General features: G+C 45.5%; 18 protein-coding genes, 1 tRNA gene and 1 riboswitch. Of the genes, 12 read left to right on the plus strand and 7 right to left on the minus strand.

Features of this window, described 5'->3' with window-relative positions; translation table 11 throughout:
• The first annotated feature begins 31 nt into the window (after window positions 1–31).
• Entirely contained in the window at window positions 32–556 is a 525-nt protein-coding gene (locus tag G9F75_RS16105; protein WP_167409235.1) for a type 1 glutamine amidotransferase domain-containing protein, read from the plus strand.
• Between the two features lie 31 nt (window positions 557–587).
• Here G9F75_RS16105 and G9F75_RS16110 read toward each other — a convergent pair whose 3' ends face one another.
• The gene (locus G9F75_RS16110; protein ID WP_167409233.1) at window positions 588–1,574 is read right to left on the minus strand and encodes a Gfo/Idh/MocA family protein; all 987 of its coding nucleotides are present in this window, start codon (window positions 1,572–1,574) and stop codon (window positions 588–590) included.
• A gap of 179 nt (window positions 1,575–1,753) precedes the next feature.
• Here G9F75_RS16110 and G9F75_RS16115 point away from each other — a divergent pair, with 179 nt between their 5' ends.
• The 4 genes from G9F75_RS16115 (at window position 1,754) to G9F75_RS16130 (ending at window position 4,469) form a co-directional block, all read left to right on the plus strand.
• Window positions 1,754–2,914, plus strand: a complete 1,161-nt coding sequence (locus tag G9F75_RS16115) for an AI-2E family transporter (protein WP_014305691.1) — start codon at window positions 1,754–1,756, stop codon at window positions 2,912–2,914.
• Window positions 2,915–3,005: 91 nt separating this feature from the next.
• Window positions 3,006–3,836, plus strand: coding sequence for an undecaprenyl-diphosphate phosphatase (locus tag G9F75_RS16120; RefSeq protein WP_007613337.1), 831 nt, complete (start codon window positions 3,006–3,008; stop codon window positions 3,834–3,836).
• A 127-nt stretch (window positions 3,837–3,963) separates the two neighbouring features.
• A tRNA-Ala gene (locus G9F75_RS16125) sits at window positions 3,964–4,036 on the plus strand.
• A gap of 112 nt (window positions 4,037–4,148) precedes the next feature.
• The gene (locus G9F75_RS16130; protein WP_014418727.1) at window positions 4,149–4,469 is read left to right on the plus strand and encodes a hypothetical protein; all 321 of its coding nucleotides are present in this window, start codon (window positions 4,149–4,151) and stop codon (window positions 4,467–4,469) included.
• 66 nt (window positions 4,470–4,535) lie between these two features.
• Here the strand turns inward: G9F75_RS16130 and G9F75_RS16135 are convergent, their stop codons facing one another.
• Window positions 4,536–5,177, minus strand: a complete 642-nt coding sequence (locus G9F75_RS16135) for a cupin domain-containing protein (RefSeq protein WP_021495345.1) — start codon at window positions 5,175–5,177, stop codon at window positions 4,536–4,538.
• Window positions 5,178–5,395: 218 nt separating this feature from the next.
• Here G9F75_RS16135 and hmpA point away from each other — a divergent pair, with 218 nt between their 5' ends.
• On the plus strand, window positions 5,396–6,571 hold the full coding sequence (gene hmpA / locus G9F75_RS16140; protein WP_167409234.1) for an NO-inducible flavohemoprotein: 1,176 nt from the start codon (window positions 5,396–5,398) through the stop codon (window positions 6,569–6,571).
• A gap of 141 nt (window positions 6,572–6,712) precedes the next feature.
• A complete protein-coding gene (locus G9F75_RS16145) occupies window positions 6,713–7,558 on the plus strand; it encodes a glucosaminidase domain-containing protein (RefSeq protein WP_014418724.1) in 846 nt (281 codons plus the stop codon).
• 34 nt (window positions 7,559–7,592) lie between these two features.
• On the opposite strand, the gene ktrA is transcribed toward G9F75_RS16145, so the two are convergent.
• The 3 genes from ktrA to cudC all read right to left on the minus strand — a co-directional run bounded on the left by ktrA (window position 7,593) and on the right by cudC (window position 9,678).
• Window positions 7,593–8,261 (minus strand): potassium uptake protein KtrA, encoded by a 669-nt coding sequence (ktrA, locus tag G9F75_RS16150; protein ID WP_014418723.1) that lies wholly within the window; start codon window positions 8,259–8,261, stop codon window positions 7,593–7,595.
• 165 nt (window positions 8,262–8,426) lie between these two features.
• Window positions 8,427–8,963 (minus strand): biofilm surface layer hydrophobin BslA, encoded by a 537-nt coding sequence (gene bslA, locus G9F75_RS16155; protein ID WP_025650408.1) that lies wholly within the window; start codon window positions 8,961–8,963, stop codon window positions 8,427–8,429.
• A 160-nt stretch (window positions 8,964–9,123) separates the two neighbouring features.
• Window positions 9,124–9,678 (minus strand): transcriptional regulator GbsR, encoded by a 555-nt coding sequence (gene cudC, locus G9F75_RS16160; protein ID WP_014418721.1) that lies wholly within the window; start codon window positions 9,676–9,678, stop codon window positions 9,124–9,126.
• Between the two features lie 200 nt (window positions 9,679–9,878).
• Between cudC and betB the strand changes: the two genes are divergently transcribed.
• The 3 genes from betB (at window position 9,879) to G9F75_RS16175 (ending at window position 13,230) form a co-directional block, all read left to right on the plus strand.
• Complete coding sequence (gene betB / locus G9F75_RS16165) at window positions 9,879–11,351, plus strand: betaine-aldehyde dehydrogenase (RefSeq protein ID WP_014418720.1); 1,473 nt, start codon at window positions 9,879–9,881, stop codon at window positions 11,349–11,351.
• A gap of 17 nt (window positions 11,352–11,368) precedes the next feature.
• Window positions 11,369–12,577 (plus strand): choline dehydrogenase, encoded by a 1,209-nt coding sequence (gene gbsB / locus G9F75_RS16170; RefSeq protein WP_014418719.1) that lies wholly within the window; start codon window positions 11,369–11,371, stop codon window positions 12,575–12,577.
• A gap of 71 nt (window positions 12,578–12,648) precedes the next feature.
• Window positions 12,649–13,230, plus strand: a complete 582-nt coding sequence (locus G9F75_RS16175) for an MOSC domain-containing protein (protein ID WP_017419516.1) — start codon at window positions 12,649–12,651, stop codon at window positions 13,228–13,230.
• 1 nt (window position 13,231) lies between these two features.
• Here G9F75_RS16175 and G9F75_RS16180 read toward each other — a convergent pair whose 3' ends face one another.
• Window positions 13,232–13,720 (minus strand): DinB family protein, encoded by a 489-nt coding sequence (locus tag G9F75_RS16180; protein WP_014418717.1) that lies wholly within the window; start codon window positions 13,718–13,720, stop codon window positions 13,232–13,234.
• A gap of 146 nt (window positions 13,721–13,866) precedes the next feature.
• On the opposite strand from G9F75_RS16180, the gene G9F75_RS16185 reads away from it, so the two are divergent.
• The gene (locus G9F75_RS16185) at window positions 13,867–14,397 is read left to right on the plus strand and encodes an NfeD family protein (protein WP_014418716.1); all 531 of its coding nucleotides are present in this window, start codon (window positions 13,867–13,869) and stop codon (window positions 14,395–14,397) included.
• A gap of 19 nt (window positions 14,398–14,416) precedes the next feature.
• The gene (locus tag G9F75_RS16190; protein ID WP_025650407.1) at window positions 14,417–15,946 is read left to right on the plus strand and encodes a flotillin lipid rafts scaffold protein FloT; all 1,530 of its coding nucleotides are present in this window, start codon (window positions 14,417–14,419) and stop codon (window positions 15,944–15,946) included.
• Between the two features lie 30 nt (window positions 15,947–15,976).
• On the opposite strand, the gene thiT is transcribed toward G9F75_RS16190, so the two are convergent.
• Window positions 15,977–16,558 carry an energy-coupled thiamine transporter ThiT gene (thiT, locus tag G9F75_RS16195; RefSeq protein WP_007410163.1) on the minus strand — a complete coding sequence of 194 codons (582 nt, stop codon included), beginning with the start codon at window positions 16,556–16,558 and terminating at the stop codon, window positions 15,977–15,979.
• A gap of 99 nt (window positions 16,559–16,657) precedes the next feature.
• A riboswitch (TPP riboswitch) is annotated at window positions 16,658–16,758 on the minus strand.
• Window positions 16,759–17,112 lie beyond the last annotated feature (354 nt).

The raw sequence follows: 17,112 nt of genomic DNA on the forward strand, positions 1-17,112 counted from the left end.
TACACTAATATAAAAGAAGGGAGTGGCAGTGATGAGATTAGAAGGCAAAAAAGTCATAGCGCTTGTCAGTGACGATTTTGAAGACCTAGAGCTTTGGTATCCCGTCTACCGGCTGAGAGAGGAAGGCGCGATCGTTCATTTAATAGGAGAAGAAGCGGGCCGTTCATACAAAGGAAAATACGGCGTGCCCGCGACGGCGGATTACGATTTTAAGAGCCTGATTATTCAGGAGTATGATGCCGTGCTCGTGCCTGGCGGCTGGGCTCCTGACAAACTGCGAAGATATCCTGAAGTTTTGGAGATCATCCGTACGATGAACGAGCAGAAAAAGCCGATCGGCCAGATCTGCCATGCGGGCTGGGTGCTCATATCTGCCGGAATTCTCGCAGGAAAAAAAGTAACGAGCACGCCCGGCATCAAAGACGACATGACAAATGCAGGGGCACAGTGGCTGGATGAAGCTGTCGTAACTGACGGCCACATTGTATCAAGCCGCCGCCCGCCCGACCTTCCGCAGTATGCAAAAGTGTTTGCTGACCTGTTAGCGTCCAAATAAAAAACATCCGCCCGAATCCGGGCGGATGTTTTTAGTTTTGATCGGCGGGAAAGACAATTCCGATTTGTTTTCTCGCTTCTTCCATAATGCTTGCCGTAATGAAAGAACGTTCAAATGTATTTTCGGAAGACTCCCGCTGTCCGTTTCGAAGAAGATTGATGAATTCAGCCGTTTCGTAGTACATCGACGGTTTCAGATCAGGGACTGAAATGTCTTCCGTCCGTCCGTCACGATAGCGGATTTCCGCCCGTTCCGGCCCGTGAATGCTGTCCAGCACGATCGTGCCGTCCTCACCCTGAATTTCCGCCGGGGCAAACGAATTTGAGATTTTCGAATGCATCAGCACCGCTTCAAATCCGTCGTATGACAGAATTACCGTGCCTTCGCCGTCAACGCCGGATGCTAGTTTATGACCGGTCGCAATGACGTTTTTCGGTTTGCCGAACAGGACGACGGCCGGATAAATGCAGTACACGCCGATGTCCATTAACGAACCGTTCGATAATTCAGGCTTAAACGCGTTTAGCACCGTACCGTTTTTATATGCATCATATCGTGATGAATATTGGCAGTAGCTTGCTGTGAATCTCCTGACGGGTCCGATTTTATGTAAGTGGTTTTGAAGCATGCTGAAGTTCGGCAGGAACGTTGTTTTCATGGCTTCCATCAAGAGAACGCCGTTCGTTTTGGCTGCGTGAATCATTTCATCCGTTTCCCTTGCGTTAGACGCAAACGGTTTTTCGCACAGTACGTGCTTGCCGTGTTCCATAAAAAGGACCGCCTGCTCTTTGTGAAATGCATTCGGGCTGGCGAGATACACCGCGTCATAGGCTTCGCTTTCCGCCATTTCTTGCAGGCTGGTGAAATAATGAGCAGCGCCGTGTTTGCCGGCGAATTCCGCCGCACGTTCCTCAGTTCTGGAATAAACCGCCGTTAATTGAAAATCATCAATAGCAGAAGCCGCCTCCAGAAATCGTTCTGTAATCCAATTCGTTCCGACTGTTGCAAATCGAATCATTGCTATCGCTCCTTCTATGTATTGGCTTACATTATAGCTTTTTTTCTGAGAAACATAAATGGAAAAAAGGCTGCCAGCTAAAGGGATAGGAAAAATTCCCATAGAGACCGGTTATTATTTTTCATTACAGGAACGATAGTGTACAATTTAAGTAAAATACATATGATGGAGGAACAATAGTGGAAACATTGCAAACATGGGGCGGCAGATTTAAACAGTTTTTCTTAGACAATAAATTTGTCTTGTTTTTGCTTGTATTGCTGCTCATCGGTCTCAATATCCTTGTCTTTATGAAGACATCATTTATTTTCACACCTATTATCGTCCTGCTCAAAACGATTGCGCTCCCCGTCATTTTGACAGGAATTGTTTATTATCTGCTTAATCCGATCGTAGATATATTGGAAAAAATAAGAGTGAAAAGAGTCTATTCCATCCTGCTCCTTTACCTCATTATTATAGGGCTGATTTCGATTACGGTCGTTTCAATTATTCCGTTTTTAAAGGAACAGATCATGAGCCTGATCGACAACCTGCCGAAATATGTGGACATCGTTGAAGATCAGACGAAAAGTCTGATCGGAAGCGATTTTGTAAATCAGGCGCAAAAGACGATGAATATCAACATTTCCGATCTTGCTAATAAAGTATCGGCGCAGGCTGCAACAATTGCAAACAGCACATTTACCGGAGTCGGGAATTTTATCGGCGCGCTGACGGAAGTGATTATTTCAATTGTGACCGTGCCGTTTATTCTGTTCTATTTGCTGAAAGACGGCAAAAAACTGCCAATCTATATCTTAAAGTTTGTGCCCACCCGTCTGAAAGAACAAACGTATACGATGCTTAGTGAAATGAACCACAGATTAAGCTCCTATATCAGAGGACAGGTCATCGTCAGCTTCTGCATCGGATTTTTATTATTTATCGGCTATCTGATTATCGGACTTGATTATGCGTCACTGCTTGCGGTCATTGCCGCTTGTACGAGCGTTGTTCCGTATTTAGGGCCGACCATTGCCATCACGCCGGCGATTATTATCGCGTTGGTCACTTCGCCTCTGATGTTGCTGAAGCTTGCGATTGTATGGACCGTTGTCCAGCTCGTGGAAGGAAAATTAATTTCGCCGCAGATCATGGGGAAAAATCTTCACATTCACCCGATTACCATCATCTTTGTTCTTTTAACCGCCGGAAAGCTGTTCGGGGTTGTCGGCATTATTTTAGCCATCCCGGGGTATGCGGTCATCAAAGTGGTCACGACCCATCTGTTTGATTGGTTCAAAATGCGTTCGCATTTATATGAAGAAGAAAAAAATGATGCTGTATCGAAGTCATAAAATCGGAACGGACATGATATTTATTATAAGACAGGCTTTCCTTCAGAGGAGAGCTTCTCTTTTGTAAATGATGAATGAAGGGAAGAATGGGATGACACTATGGGAGATGTTCACAGCAGCCGTTTTGGGAATCGTGGAAGGGCTGACGGAGTACGCGCCGGTTTCTTCCACGGGACATATGATCATAGCGGATGACATCTGGCTGAAATCCGGAAGCCTGATGAATCCGGAAGCCGCCAATTCCTTCAAAGTGGTGATTCAGCTCGGTTCGATTCTGGCGGTGGCCATTGTGTTTAAGGATCGGATATTACATTTACTCGGCCTCAAAAAAAACGTCACGCGCGATCAGCAGAAGGGATACAGGCTGACCATCGCGCAAATCGCCGTCGGTCTTGTTCCGGCGGCGGTGCTCGGCTTTTTATTTGAGGATTTCATTGACCGCTATTTATTCTCTGTCAGAACGGTCGCTTACGGATTAATTGCCGGAGCCGTGCTTATGCTTATAGCGGACTGGATCAATAAAAGGAAAGAAACGATCGATACGGTGGACAGAATCACCTACAAACAGGCTTTCTGTGTCGGATTATTCCAGTGTCTTGCCTTATGGCCCGGATTTTCCCGCTCAGGCTCAACGATTGCCGGAGGTGTCATTGTCGGCTTGAATCACCGGGCAGCCGCAGACTTCACATTTATTATGGCTATTCCGATTATGGCGGGCGCAAGCCTTCTGAAGCTGGTGAAATACTGGAGCAGTCTTTCTTATGACATGATTCCGTTTTTTCTTGTCGGCTTTATCTGCGCCTTTGTCGTCGCCCTCTTAGTCGTCAAGTTTTTTCTTCGGCTCATCAATCGGATTAAGCTTGTCCCGTTCGCCATTTACCGTGTCATCCTCGGCATCATTTTAATCATGCTCGTGCGATAAACGAAGAGGCCCCCGGAGGGTCTTCTTTTTATGTTCGAAAAACGTCTCAGGAAAATATGAGCAAACTGAATTTTCTGCTTGAAATTCAAAGAAGACTCGTCTATAATAAAACATGACGTTACAGCACGGGGCCATAGCTCAGCTGGGAGAGCGCTACGCTGGCAGCGTAGAGGTCAGGGGTTCGAGCCCCCTTGGCTCCATACCTTTAAACCCTTATTCTATAAATAAGGGTTTTTTTGTTTTTTCATCTTCTGCGGCAGCCTCTGTGTTCTGCTTCATTTCTAACAACTCAAAATAAAGGAAAGAGAGAAAATGAAAAAGAAAATCTATCTTATATTATCTCTGTCAGCGGCACTGGCGCTTTTTTTGACAGCGCTTCCGGCTCTTTCTCCCGTCATCTTCACGTCTGCTTCAGAAAAAGGAGCCATCAGGCATGACATTTATAAAAAAGGATATCCGTATCAAAGCTACTTTGCGATTCTTCAAAAAGAAGAAGACGGCGGAGAGGCCGGGAACCTTTATTATGTAAATTGGTTCAATTGGAAAGATGAAACCGGACAGACGCCGCACGTATGTTATTCAAAAAAATCGTCCGAAGGCGAGTACAAAGTAAGCTGCGGAACCGGACCGTAATGATCAAGAGCCCCTCTCCAATGAGGGGCTCTTTCTGTCGAGCTGAATGCCGCTCCGGCTCTCCGTTTAATATCCCCAATATAACGGCGTATCATAATGCCGATACGGATCATTCGGATAATGCGTATTTGGCTGATAAGGCTTATTCATATCAAGAATACCCGTGTTTTCAGTCTGTCCGCAGTATTTATCGGGACCTATCACAGTTGATTGCCGGATCGGTGAAACGGCTTTTTCCCACTCATGCTCATTCAGACAGTACGTATGCGCCATGATCTCAGGCGGCGTCAGACGGAGAATATCCGAGCCGTATATCACTTCAGGCGAAGGGGCGTCAAATATGGCCAAAAGGTGGGTTTTGTCTGAAGTGGCGACTTCATAATGCCACCACCCCTGCGGAACATTCGCCACTTGTCCTGGAGAGATCGGATAATTCCGTATTTTCTGGGTGAACGGATTCAGCATCGACACCACCGCGGAACCCGAAATACAGTACACCAATTCAGCGGCGTTTTGATGGGTATGCGGTTCAATCACATTTGTTTTGCTCAGAAAGATATCTAATAATGAAATATTTTCAAGCGTGTTTAACTGTTTAATCCCCAATACATTGATAAAGTTCCGAGCATCTTTCGTAAAAAAACGGCTCTCATTCACATCATAAGTGAATTGTGTATTCGGAGACGTGTAATCGATATCGGAAACCATGCACTCCCCCGCTTTCATCTTTAAACGTATATTCCCAAATATATGTGTCCCTGTTTCACCGGGTGATAAAAAAAGGAGGTGAAATCCATAAATTCCAAATCCAACACAATATTGTGACGACTTTTTTAAAGATTCATTTTCAATATATCTTTTATTCGAAATATCTCTTACTATAAAGATATATTGAAAATACATCTTTAGAAGGGTTGAGGATTAACATGCTGGATGAGAGAACAATAGACATCATCAAAAGCACAGTACCCGTATTGAAAACACATGGAGAAAACATCACCGGACGCTTTTATAACCTGATGTTTCAAGATCATCCCGAACTGTTAAATATGTTTAACCAAACGAACCAAAAGAAACAGACTCAGCGCGCAGCATTGGCAAATGCAGTCATTGCGGCTGCGGCGAATATTGATCAATTAGAACAAATCATTCCGGCGGTCAGACAGATCGGCCATAAACACACAAGCATCGGTGTAAAACCGGAACATTATCCGATTGTCGGAAAGTATCTGCTTCTGGCAATTAAGGATGTGCTGCAGGATGCCGCAACTCCTGAGATTATGCAGGCATGGGAAAAAGCTTACGGTGTTATTGCGGAGGCTTTCATCGGCATTGAACAAGACATGTACAATGAAGCCGGATGGCAGGGGTATAAAGAATTTACGGTTATACAGAAAACGAAAGAAAGCAAAGATATTACATCATTTTATATCAAACCGAGTGACGGCTCTTCGCTTCCTGGATTTGAAGCGGGACAATATATCAGCATTAAAGTGCGGATTGCGGATTCTCCTTATACGCACATTCGCCAGTACAGCCTGTCTGATGCTTCTCAAAAAGGGGCATATCGGATTTCTGTGAAAAAGGACGGAGCGGTTTCTTCTCATCTCCACAATGAAGTTCAAGAGGGAGATAAACTTGAAGTCAGCGCACCCGCCGGGGATTTCAAGCTGTCTTCTTCCGAAAAACCGGTTGTTCTTATCAGTGCCGGCTCCGGAATCACGCCGATGATGAGCATGCTGAAAACAGCCGCCGAAAAACAGCCGGAGCGTTCCGTTACTTTTATTCATGCCGCGAAAAACGGAGAGTACGCTACGTTCCGCAAAGAGGCTGAACAAGCTGCGGAGAATCATCCGAATATTAACGTCATTTATGTATACAGTGAACCGGCAGAACAAGACCGCTCAGGAGACAAGCCTTTTTACAGCGGCAGGATTGATCAAACCTTCCTGAAGCAGCTTCATCTGAATCAAGATGCTGAATTTTACTTGTGCGGATCAGCGCAGTTTATGACACAAATGAAAGACATGGTTCTTGCCCTCGGGTTTGACTCTGATTCCGTTCAATATGAATTGTTCGGCCCTCAGCTGAGCATGGCATAACAAAAAAGACTCCTCAAAAAGGAGTCTTTTTTATTTGCACAATGTGTTCTTTCTCCGTCTTTTTCCCTATTTTATTGAAATTTTCATCAATGACCAGTAAAATTATAAATCTAGTGATTCCGGAATTAAAGGAAGGTTGATATGAAAAAGAAAGCAAAGACCAAAAGGGTGCTTGGGTGCCTTTTTGCTGTATCTCTTATATTCGGATTATTTCTGGTATCAATGGTGTTTTCGAAATTCATAGTGACGGAAGAAAAACCGCCTGAAGAGGTGGACGAGCAGCAGGTCTTTATTGACAGCCTTTCCGGGCATGCTCAAATTTTATATGAGAAATATCATGTCCTTCCGAGCATCACCCTCGCACAGGCCATTCTCGAATCGGACTGGGGGAACAGTGAGCTTGCGGGGAAAGCGCGCAACCTGTTCGGTGTAAAAGGTGATTATAAAGGAAAACACGTCACGATGAAAACGGATGAATTTGAAAAAGGAAAACGAAAAACGATTCGGGCAAAATTCCGTAAATACAGCACGTTTTTTGAATCAATGGATGACCATGCAAAATTATTTGTCAACGGAACGTCTTGGAATAAAAAGAAGTACAAGCCCGTCATTGAAGCGGACAATTATAAAACAGCGGCGGCTGCCCTTCAAAAATCCGGCTACGCCACAGACCCCGGCTATGCTGAAAAAATTAAAGATGTCATAGAAACCTATAACCTGAATGAATATGACAAAATCAATGCCTCTCTTAAAGCAGTTGATATGAAAGGCGCCATCAAAGACCACGCCATTGAAGACGTGTGGTCGAAGCCGTCAAAAGAGCGGCATTCTATAAAACTGGCATCGGCGCAAAAGTTTACCGGCCAGCATATTAAAGTCGTATCTGAAAAACAAAACGGAGAATCCGTCTGGTACCAAATTCAAGTGAAAGATGAGCTGATCGGCTGGGTTGACCAAACCGCCGTCCAGTTAAGTGAAGAAACATAAGCATCAAAAAAAGCCGGCAGCCCGCCGGCTTTTTTTACATCCCTTCAGTTTCAAACCTTTTAATATCACGTTTATGCCCCATCAGCACAAGGCAGTCACATTCATGAATGACAGTCTCCGGAGAAGGGGACAGCTGAATGTCTCCGTTATGTTTCACGGCAAGAATGGTACAGCCGAATCTGGCCCGGACGCCGAGATCAAGAATGGATTTTAAATGCAGCTTTTTCGTGGCTGAAAGCTCCACGATGCTGTATTCATCTGACAAATCAATATAATTTAAGACGTTTTCATCCGAAAGGCTTTGCGCAATCCGCACGCCCATATCCTTTTCGGGATGGATAATACGATCAGCACCGATCTTTTCAAGCACTTTGTGATGATAATAGTTTTGCGCTTTCACCCAAATATTAGGGATGTTCAGCTCCTTCAATAACAGCGTCGTCAGCGTGCTTGCCTGAATGTTGGCGCCGATTGCTACGATGACATATTCAAAATTTCTGATGCCGAGCGACTGAAGCTCGCTTTCTTCCGTTGAATTTGCCCGCACAGCATGCGTGGCATAAGAGGAGTATGCGTTGACCCGCTCTTCGCTGATATCGACCGCAAGCACCTCATGCCCCATTTTAAAAAGCTCTTTACAGATGCTTCCGCCGAAACGGCCGAGTCCGATGACGGCAAATTGTTTATTTTTGATTTTTCCCAATCCTCATAACTCCTTAAGAAACTGTTTTCGTCACTCCAAATACAACAAACAAGAATGTACTCCTGTTTCAAGGGTTTGTCAATGCGAGGGCCGGAGAAAGAAAACAGCACAAAAAAAAGACCGGATGACAAGCGAGGGGCTTGTGCCGGTCTTTTTTCGCAATTATTAGCAGTCGCAAGGCTGTGTCGGCGGTGTGCTGCGTTTTTGAACAACAATTGTGTCCTCAGCATAGAATTTAGAGCCGATGCTTAATGATTTATTTTCTGCACGGAACTTATATGTACCTGCAGCAGGCAATGTTTTATTATTAAGAGAAAGCTTAAATTCCGCTGCGCCGAGCAAATCAATGTTTAACGGAAGTCTGACTGTTTTGCCGTTATTCAGAATTTGTCTTTCACGCAAAGCGTGTCCGTTGACTGTATCTTTTGTTGTAGCCGCAAATCCGCTAGGAAGGGTAAATTCCATAACGCCTAAGCTCAGGATCGTGTTCGGACGGTACGTCAATTCGATATCAGAAAATGACCATTCCTGCTGGCTGGCACCTGTATATTTTGCAAATAAGGTAGCAGTCGCTTTCGTGGACATTTCCGGCTCGTGAACGGTTGAGCCTGACTCAGCGGCGAATGACGCTGTCGGCAGAGAAAGAAGCAAAACCAGGCCGAATAAACTTGCCATGACAGTTGAGAAAAACTTGTGTTTCATTTTCATAAATCCCCCTAAAAAAAATTTGCTGATTGTTCTTAAAAAAGAACGACCATACCTATAAAAATTTACCATCAATTTTAATGGAAGTAAATGGGGTTATATTCCTATATTTTCTCAAAAATAATCAAATCACGACAAAAAAACGCCTGATTTTGATTCAGGCGTTTTTTTCGTCCGTTTCTATCGGAATAAATTTAAAAATCTCCCCGCTCTGAACCGAGTCGGCGAGCCGCTTCAGCCAATCATAATAAGCTTTCGAACTTTCAAGCTGATCATATAACTGCCGCGCTTCTTCCTGTAATTCCGCGTTGCCTTCCTCGGCCAGCAAAACGGACTGCAAATCCGCCTGGGCCTGTACGATGGCGGACAAATTCACCTGAACTTCACGATCCCATTTCGGCGGGAAGAAATTCGTGAAAAACGTAAAGAAATCTTTTTCCGCTACAAACGTATGCTTCCGTGTGCCGCGGTGAAAGGTTTTTTTGACCACATTTAAATCCTGCAGCTTTTTGACGCCTGTGCTCATACTCGGTTTGCTCATCTGCAGTTCCTCACGCATTTCGTCAAGCGTCATTTCATCCCTCATATACATTGTTCCGTATAAAATCCCGACACTTCGGGTGATTCCGTAAAGATCCATCGTCTCTGCAATGGAATCAATGACAAGATCCCTGGCTTGTTCTATAGCTGCGAATTCTGGATTCTCATCCATATTGTCCCTCTTTTCCTCTTGAAGTTTAAATTTGTTAAGTCATTTCTTTATGTTCTTAATCTTAACGAATCATGACAAAATGTCAAAATCTAAACGGACTGATCGGGTTTTGACAGGCAAAAAAACATGTGTTAAATTAATATTGTTAAAAACATTAAATTTTTATTTAACAAACTTACTTTTCGGTAAGGAGGACTCTTATGAGCAAAACGCTTTATATCGGCGGCGAATGGATCAGTGCAGAAAAAAAACAGACCCGCCGTATCATTAATCCATTTAATCAAGAAGAAATTGCAACGGTATGCGAAGGAGACCGGGACGATGCGGTGAAAGCCATCGCCGCAGCCAGAAAAGCATTTGATGAAGGGGAGTGGCCGGTGCTTTCCGGGCTCGAGCGCGGACAATTTGTTCTGAAAATTGCGGAATTAATCAGACGCGATCTGAACGAATTAGCTGAGCTGGAATCGCTCGATACAGGAAAAACGATTGAAGAAAGTAAAGCCGATATGGATGATATCGCAAATGTATTTCAATATTATGCCGGTTTGGCGGATAAAGACGGAGGCGAGGTCATTTCATCTCCGATTCCTGATTCCGTAAGTAAAATCGTCAGAGAGCCCATTGGCGTATGCGGACAAATTACGCCGTGGAACTATCCGCTCCTTCAGGCGAGCTGGAAAATCGCTCCCGCTCTTGCGGCCGGAAACACGATCGTTTTAAAGCCGAGCGAGATTACTCCGCTGACAACCATTAAAGTCTTTCAATTAATAGAAGAAGCCGGTATTCCGAAAGGGGTCGCCAATCTCGTGCTGGGGCCGGGCGCTTCTGTCGGCGATGAGCTGGCGAGAAACCTCGACGTCGATTTGGTCTCTTTTACGGGCGGAATTGAAACAGGCAAAAAAATCATGCAGGCGGCAAGCGGCAACGTGAAAAAGATTGCCCTGGAGCTTGGCGGCAAAAATCCGAATATCGTATTTCAAGATGCAGATCTCGAAACAGCTGCAGATCAAGCGCTGAACGCCGTGTTTTTCCATGCCGGCCAAGTTTGTTCGGCAGGGTCACGTCTTTTGGTGGACGAAGCCATTCATGATGAATTTTTAGCCGAGCTGATCAAGCGTACGAAACGCATCAAATTAGGAAACGGTTTTCATGAAGATACGGAAAGCGGTCCGCTGATTTCCGCCGAGCATCGGGCTAAAGTCGAAAAATACGTAGAAATCGGCATCGAAGAAGGGGCAAAACTGGAAACAGGCGGCAAACGTCCTGATGATCCCGCCCTTCAAAACGGTTTCTTCTATGAACCTACTATTTTCTCAAACTGCAAGTCTGATATGCGGATAGTCCAAGAGGAGATCTTCGGCCCCGTTTTAACAGTTGAGTCATTTTCTTCTGAAGAAGAAGTGATCAGACTTGCCAACGATACCATTTACGGGCTGGCCGGAGCGGTATGGTCAAAGGATATTGAAAAATGCGAACGCGTAGCCGCCAAACTGCGGATGGGAACGGTATGGATCAATGATTTCCACCCGTATTTCGCGCAAGCGCCATGGGGCGGGTACAAACAATCGGGCTTCGGCCGCGAACTCGGCAAAATCGGCCTGGAAGAATACACGGAAATCAAACATATTTACCGCAACACGAAACCTGCGGCTGTGAACTGGTTTCAAGCATAACGAGGAGGAGATACAATATGACATTAAATATGAAAGTAGAAAGCATGCATAAATTCCATACATTCGAAATCCCGACAGTCATTAAACACGGAATCGGTGCGATTCAGCACGCGGGGAGTGAAGTCAGAGCGCTTGGCGTCACAAAAGCGCTGCTCGTAACAGACCCGGGAATTTATAACGCGGGAGTGGCAAACCCGGTCATTGAATCTTTGCAGGAAGCGGGCATCGAAGTCGTCCTGTTTAACAAAGTGGAGCCGAACCCGCCTGTACGTCTTGTAAACGAAGGATCAGAACTGTATAAAAAAGAAAACTGCAACGGCCTTGTGGCTGTCGGCGGCGGAAGCTCCATGGATACAGCGAAAGCGATCGGGGTAGAAGCGACACACGAAGGAAGCGTGCTTGATTATGAAGCCGCGGAAGGCAAAAAGCCGCTGGAAAACCGTATTCCTCCGCTGACAACGATCCCGACGACTGCGGGAACAGGTTCAGAGGTCACACAATGGGCGGTCATTACAGATGAGGAAAGAGAATTTAAATTCAATACGGGCGGACCGCTTATCGCCGCGCATTTAACGGTCATTGACCCTGAGCTGCACACGTCCATGCCTCCGCATGTGACGGCCATGACAGGTATTGACGCACTTGCGCACGCCATCGAGTGCTATACGATGAAATTCGCGCAGCCGATCACTGATGCCGTCGCTTTAATGGCCATTGAATATGCGGCGCATTATATTAAGCGCGCGTTTGCGGACGGAGAGGATTTGGAAGCAAGATACGGCATGGCGCAGGCGGCGATGCTTGCCGGCCTTTCATACGGCAGTGAATCAGCAGGCGCGGCGCATGCAATGAGCCAGACGCTCGGCGGCATCATCCCTGTCGCTCACGGACAATGCGTAGCAGCTATGATGGGGCCGGTAATGGAATACAACTGGAAAGGCTATCCGGAAAAATTCGCCCGCATCGCCAAAGCATTCGGAATCGATACAAGCAACATGACAACCGATGAAGCGGCAAAAGCGTCCGTCAACTGGATGTATGATCTTGTAAAAGATTTAGAGGTGCCGAGTTTAGAAGAACAAGGTGTGTCTCCGGACATGATTGAACGTTTATCAAAAGAAGCCATGAAAGATCCGCAAACATTCGGAAATCCAAGAGATTTGAATGAGAAAGCATACAACTGGATTTACAAACGCTGCTTTGACTTAACACCGAAAACGGTATAATAAATGAACCCCGCTCCTTTACAGAGCGGGGTTTTTTAAGGATAATGTCAAGAAAAAGGCGGTGGTGGCTGATGTGGAAACGCATAACAGCAAAGACGGAAGGCGTATATATAGCGGATACCGAACAATTTGTTACCAAAAAGATGGACAAGCTTCGTGCGGAATACGGCGGGTTTCCCGGTGACCTGCATTTCGGACTGACAAAAAAGGCCGGCGCGCGTGAGCCGATGTATGAAAGAGGAACAGAAATTTTTAACCGGAGACAAATTTCAATCGTGTCCATGGAGGAATGTGATGACATTGCGGAGAAGATGGGGATTTCTCATATCTTTCCCGAATGGCTCGGCGCTAACATCGCAATCAGCGGTTTTTCTGCACTGACGCCGCTTAAAGAAGGAAGCAGAATAATATTTCCAAGCGGTGCGTCTCTGTTGTGCGAGGGAGAAAATGATCCGTGCATTCAGCCGGGAGAAGTCATTCAATCCTTTTATCCGGATCAGCCAAAACTCGCCGCGGCGTTTGTGAGGCACGCGATGGGCAGAAGAGGAATTGTCTGTATTGTTGAACGCCCGGGTGATATATGCACGGGCGATGCGGTCACCATCCATTCTTATGAACCGAAACGCGCCAAGAAAAAAATCGAGAAGGTCTGACTCAGACCTTTTCGATTTTTTGTTTGATTTCTTCTATTTGATTGATGTGACGCTTTTCATGATGGCCGATAAAATCAATCCACTGGCGGATCGTCAGTTCTTGAAAAACAGGATGGGGAAGCACACGTTCTAAGTCTTCCTCGTTTAATGATGAAATAACTGCGGTCAGCTGCTGTCTTGCCGTATCTAATTCTTGTTTTGCTTCAATGACTGATATTCGGTTTTGCTCAGGTTCGAGGTGTGACGGCGCCGGCCGTTTATTTGTTCTGTCCTCTATAAACTCCATCGGTTTTTCTTCGTTTTTTTTAAACGGTGCGTCTTTTGCCTGCTTTGATAAAAGGGTCTGCGCTGTTTCGTCAATTTTCTTTAAATGGTCAAGGACTTCCCGCACGCTCCACTCATCAGCCGCGGGCTTTCGGTTGAATTCCTCATCAGAGAGTCCTTTCAGTTCTTCCCAGGTCTGCTGTCTGGCTTCATTAAAAATGCTCATCCTATCTCCTCCTTTAGAGTAAACATATCATATCCGGATTGGATAATCATGTAATCAGCCTTCCTTATCAGAAAATTGAAACCATTTACCTTTACATCCGTATATAAAGTAACACTCCGACACCTCGGCCGAAAGGAGGATAGAAGATGGACATATTTCATCTGCCGCTTGAAACGGTCTATCTTTACACATTGATTATTTCGGGAAGTCTCACGCTTTTGATTCTGTTTTTTCAAGATGTGTTTCACGGCCTATCGGAAGCCATTCCTGTTTCATTTTTAAACCCTGCATTGATTCTGTCTTTTTTAACAATCTTTTCAGCCTCAGGTTATATCGGCGAAATCGCCTCTCCGCTATCAAGTCCTGTCATTGCGTTGCTTTCATTTGTTCTTTCGGTTCTTTTGGTCAGCCTGCTTCACTTCTTCGTCCTTGTCCCGCTTTCGTCAGCGGAAGAATCGCTCGCATATCGGGAGACGGATTTAAAGGGCAGAGTCGGCAGGGTCATTACTTCCGTCCCGAAAGACGGCTATGGAGAAGTGATCATAGAGGGAATAGGGGGCGCCATTTCTAAATCAGCCGTCAGCTTTGATCAAGAACAGATCAAGTACGGAACGGCCGTATTAGTGATTGACGTGAAAGACGGAGTGCTTTTTGTGACGCCGCATGAACCAATCTGATATCTAAGGGGGAACTGTTATGACTATGCCGATTATCATCGTTATCGGAATCGTATTCTTTTTACTCATCGCACTTATTGCTGTATTTATTACGAAGTACCGGACGGCGGGGCCGGACGAAGCCCTTATCGTGACCGGAAGTTATTTGGGAAATAAGAACGTCCACATTGATGAAGGCGGAAATCGTCTGAAAATCGTCCGGGGCGGGGGAACTTTTGTGCTCCCGGTATTCCAGCAGGCAGAACCTCTCAGTTTACTGTCAAGCAAACTTGATGTCTCTACACCTGAAGTCTATACAGAACAAGGCGTGCCGGTAATGGCCGACGGAACCGCCATTATTAAAATCGGAGGCTCCATCGGTGAAATCGCAACAGCAGCTGAACAATTTTTGGGGAAATCTAAGGAAGACCGTGAGCAGGAGGCGCGGGAGGTGCTGGAGGGCCATCTGCGCTCCATCCTCGGCTCCATGACCGTTGAAGAGATTTATAAAAACAGGGAAAAGTTTTCTCAGGAAGTCCAGCGGGTCGCGTCTCAGGATCTTGCTAAAATGGGGCTGATGATCGTTTCTTTTACGATTAAAGACGTCCGCGATAAAAACGGCTATCTTGAATCATTAGGTAAGCCGAGAATCGCCCAAGTCAAGCGGGATGCGGACATTGCCACGGCAGAAGCGGATAAAGAGACGAGGATTAAACGCGCGGCCGCTGATAAAGACGCAAAAAAATCAGAGCTGGAGCGGGCGACGGAAATAGCTGAAGCGGAAAAAATCAATCAGCTGAAAATGGCGGAATACAGAAGAGAGCAGGATACAGCAAAAGCCAATGCCGACCAGGCATATGATCTTGAAACAGCAAAAGCCCGCCAGCAGGTGACAGAGCAGGAAATGCAAATTAAAATTATTGAGCGGCAAAAGCAGATTGAATTGGAAGAAAAAGAAATCCTGCGCCGTGAGCGCCAATATGACTCTGAGGTGAAGAAAAAAGCCGATGCTGACCGTTACTCGGTGGAACAAGCGGCCGCGGCCGCAAAAGCGAAGCAGCTCGCCGAAGCGGATGCCGAGCAGTACAGTATCGAAGCGATGGCCAAGGCGGAAGCGGAACGCGTGAGAATTGACGGTCTTGCTAAAGCGGAGGCTGAAAAGGCGAGAGGAGAAACCGAAGCGGAAGTCATCCGCCTGAAAGGTCTCGCAGAAGCGGAAGCTAAAGAAAAAATCGCCGAAGCATTCGAAAAATACGGGCAGGCTGCAATCCTTGATATGATTGTGAAAATGCTGCCTGAATATGCGAAGCAAGTCTCAGCGCCTCTTTCCAACATTGATAAAATAACCGTCGTTGATACGGGAGGAAGCGGTGAAAACGGCGGGGCCAATAAAGTCACAGGCTACGCAACCAATTTAATGGCCGGTCTTCAGGAAAGCTTAAAAGCATCTTCCGGAATCAATGTAAAAGAGCTTATTGAGAATTTTTCAGGCAAAGGAAACATAAAACAAAGTATAAATGAACTTACAAAAGAACTGAGTGATTCAAACGAACGGCACAGCCCGGAATAAAAAAACAGCAGGCGTAAACCGCCTGCTGTTTCAGTTCGTCCGCTTAGCTTCAAGAAGCCGCGGCGCAGTCATGAATAATAAGATAAGGACAATGGCCGAAAGGATAAAAGAAGGAATCATATAAGTCGCGTTATAGACGGACGAATAAATCCATACCGGCGTGCCTTTCGGAGCATAGCTTCCGAAAAAGACAGCTCCGGAGACCACATGTGCCGCATAGCGCAGCACACTGCCGATGAAAACACCGCCTATAACATACATCGTTAAAGCGCCTCTTTTTTTATTCAATGCCGATTCCCGTACACCGGAAGCAAACAAGCCGCTGAAACCGAGGACTGCAAATGCCGCGATGTAATCAAGAAATAGCTGCACCGGGTGCTGCAAAAACAAATTGCCGATGGCGATCTGGACAATCCCTGTTAAAAAGCCTGTCGTAAGCCCGGCCTTCACTCCCCAGCGGAATGAAATCAAAAAAATCGGAATCATCATAATAGAGACCGAACCGCCTTGGGGCATCCGGAGAAACATACCTGAGACAATGTCCAGAATGACAGCCGCCCCGGTCATAATCGCTATTTCAATTAAGCGCACAAGCTGTGTTGAATGATTCATAGTTTTCCCCCTGGTCAGACAACCGTATCAAGGATAAACAAAAAAGCAGCGCGGGAAGGATGGGAAAAGGTCCGCGCGCTGCTTACATAAACTGCAAATCATTTGGCTTTGCCACATCCCTACGCCAGCGTTAACTAACAGGTTCAAAGGGTCAGAACAAAACGTTCACTCTCAGCTTTAATGCTCCCCTTGTGGTCATCAAGTATTTAGTTCAATCTTACTATACAAGAAAATATGCCAAACCACAAGACAGCTTATCTTTCTATAGAAGAGAAACTGAAATAAGTATGAAAGAAAATAATTAATGATTTTTTTAAAAAAACTATTGTCATATTTTCAAAAGGGTGTTATATTATTAAACGTCGCTGATGAACAGCAGACAACAACGAAAAGCTTCGGAAACAACTTGAAAAAAGTTGTTGACATAAAAGGAGCTGGGTGGTAAGATAATAAAGCTGCTTCAACAAGCGGTAATGATCTTTGAAAACTAAACAAGACAAAACGTACCTGTTAATTCAAAGTTTTAAATAAATCGCACAGCGATGTGCGTAGTC

The sequence above is a fragment of the Bacillus sp. EKM208B genome (genome assembly GCF_011800725.1).
GTDB classification, from domain to species: Bacteria; Bacillota; Bacilli; order Bacillales; family Bacillaceae; genus Bacillus; species Bacillus velezensis.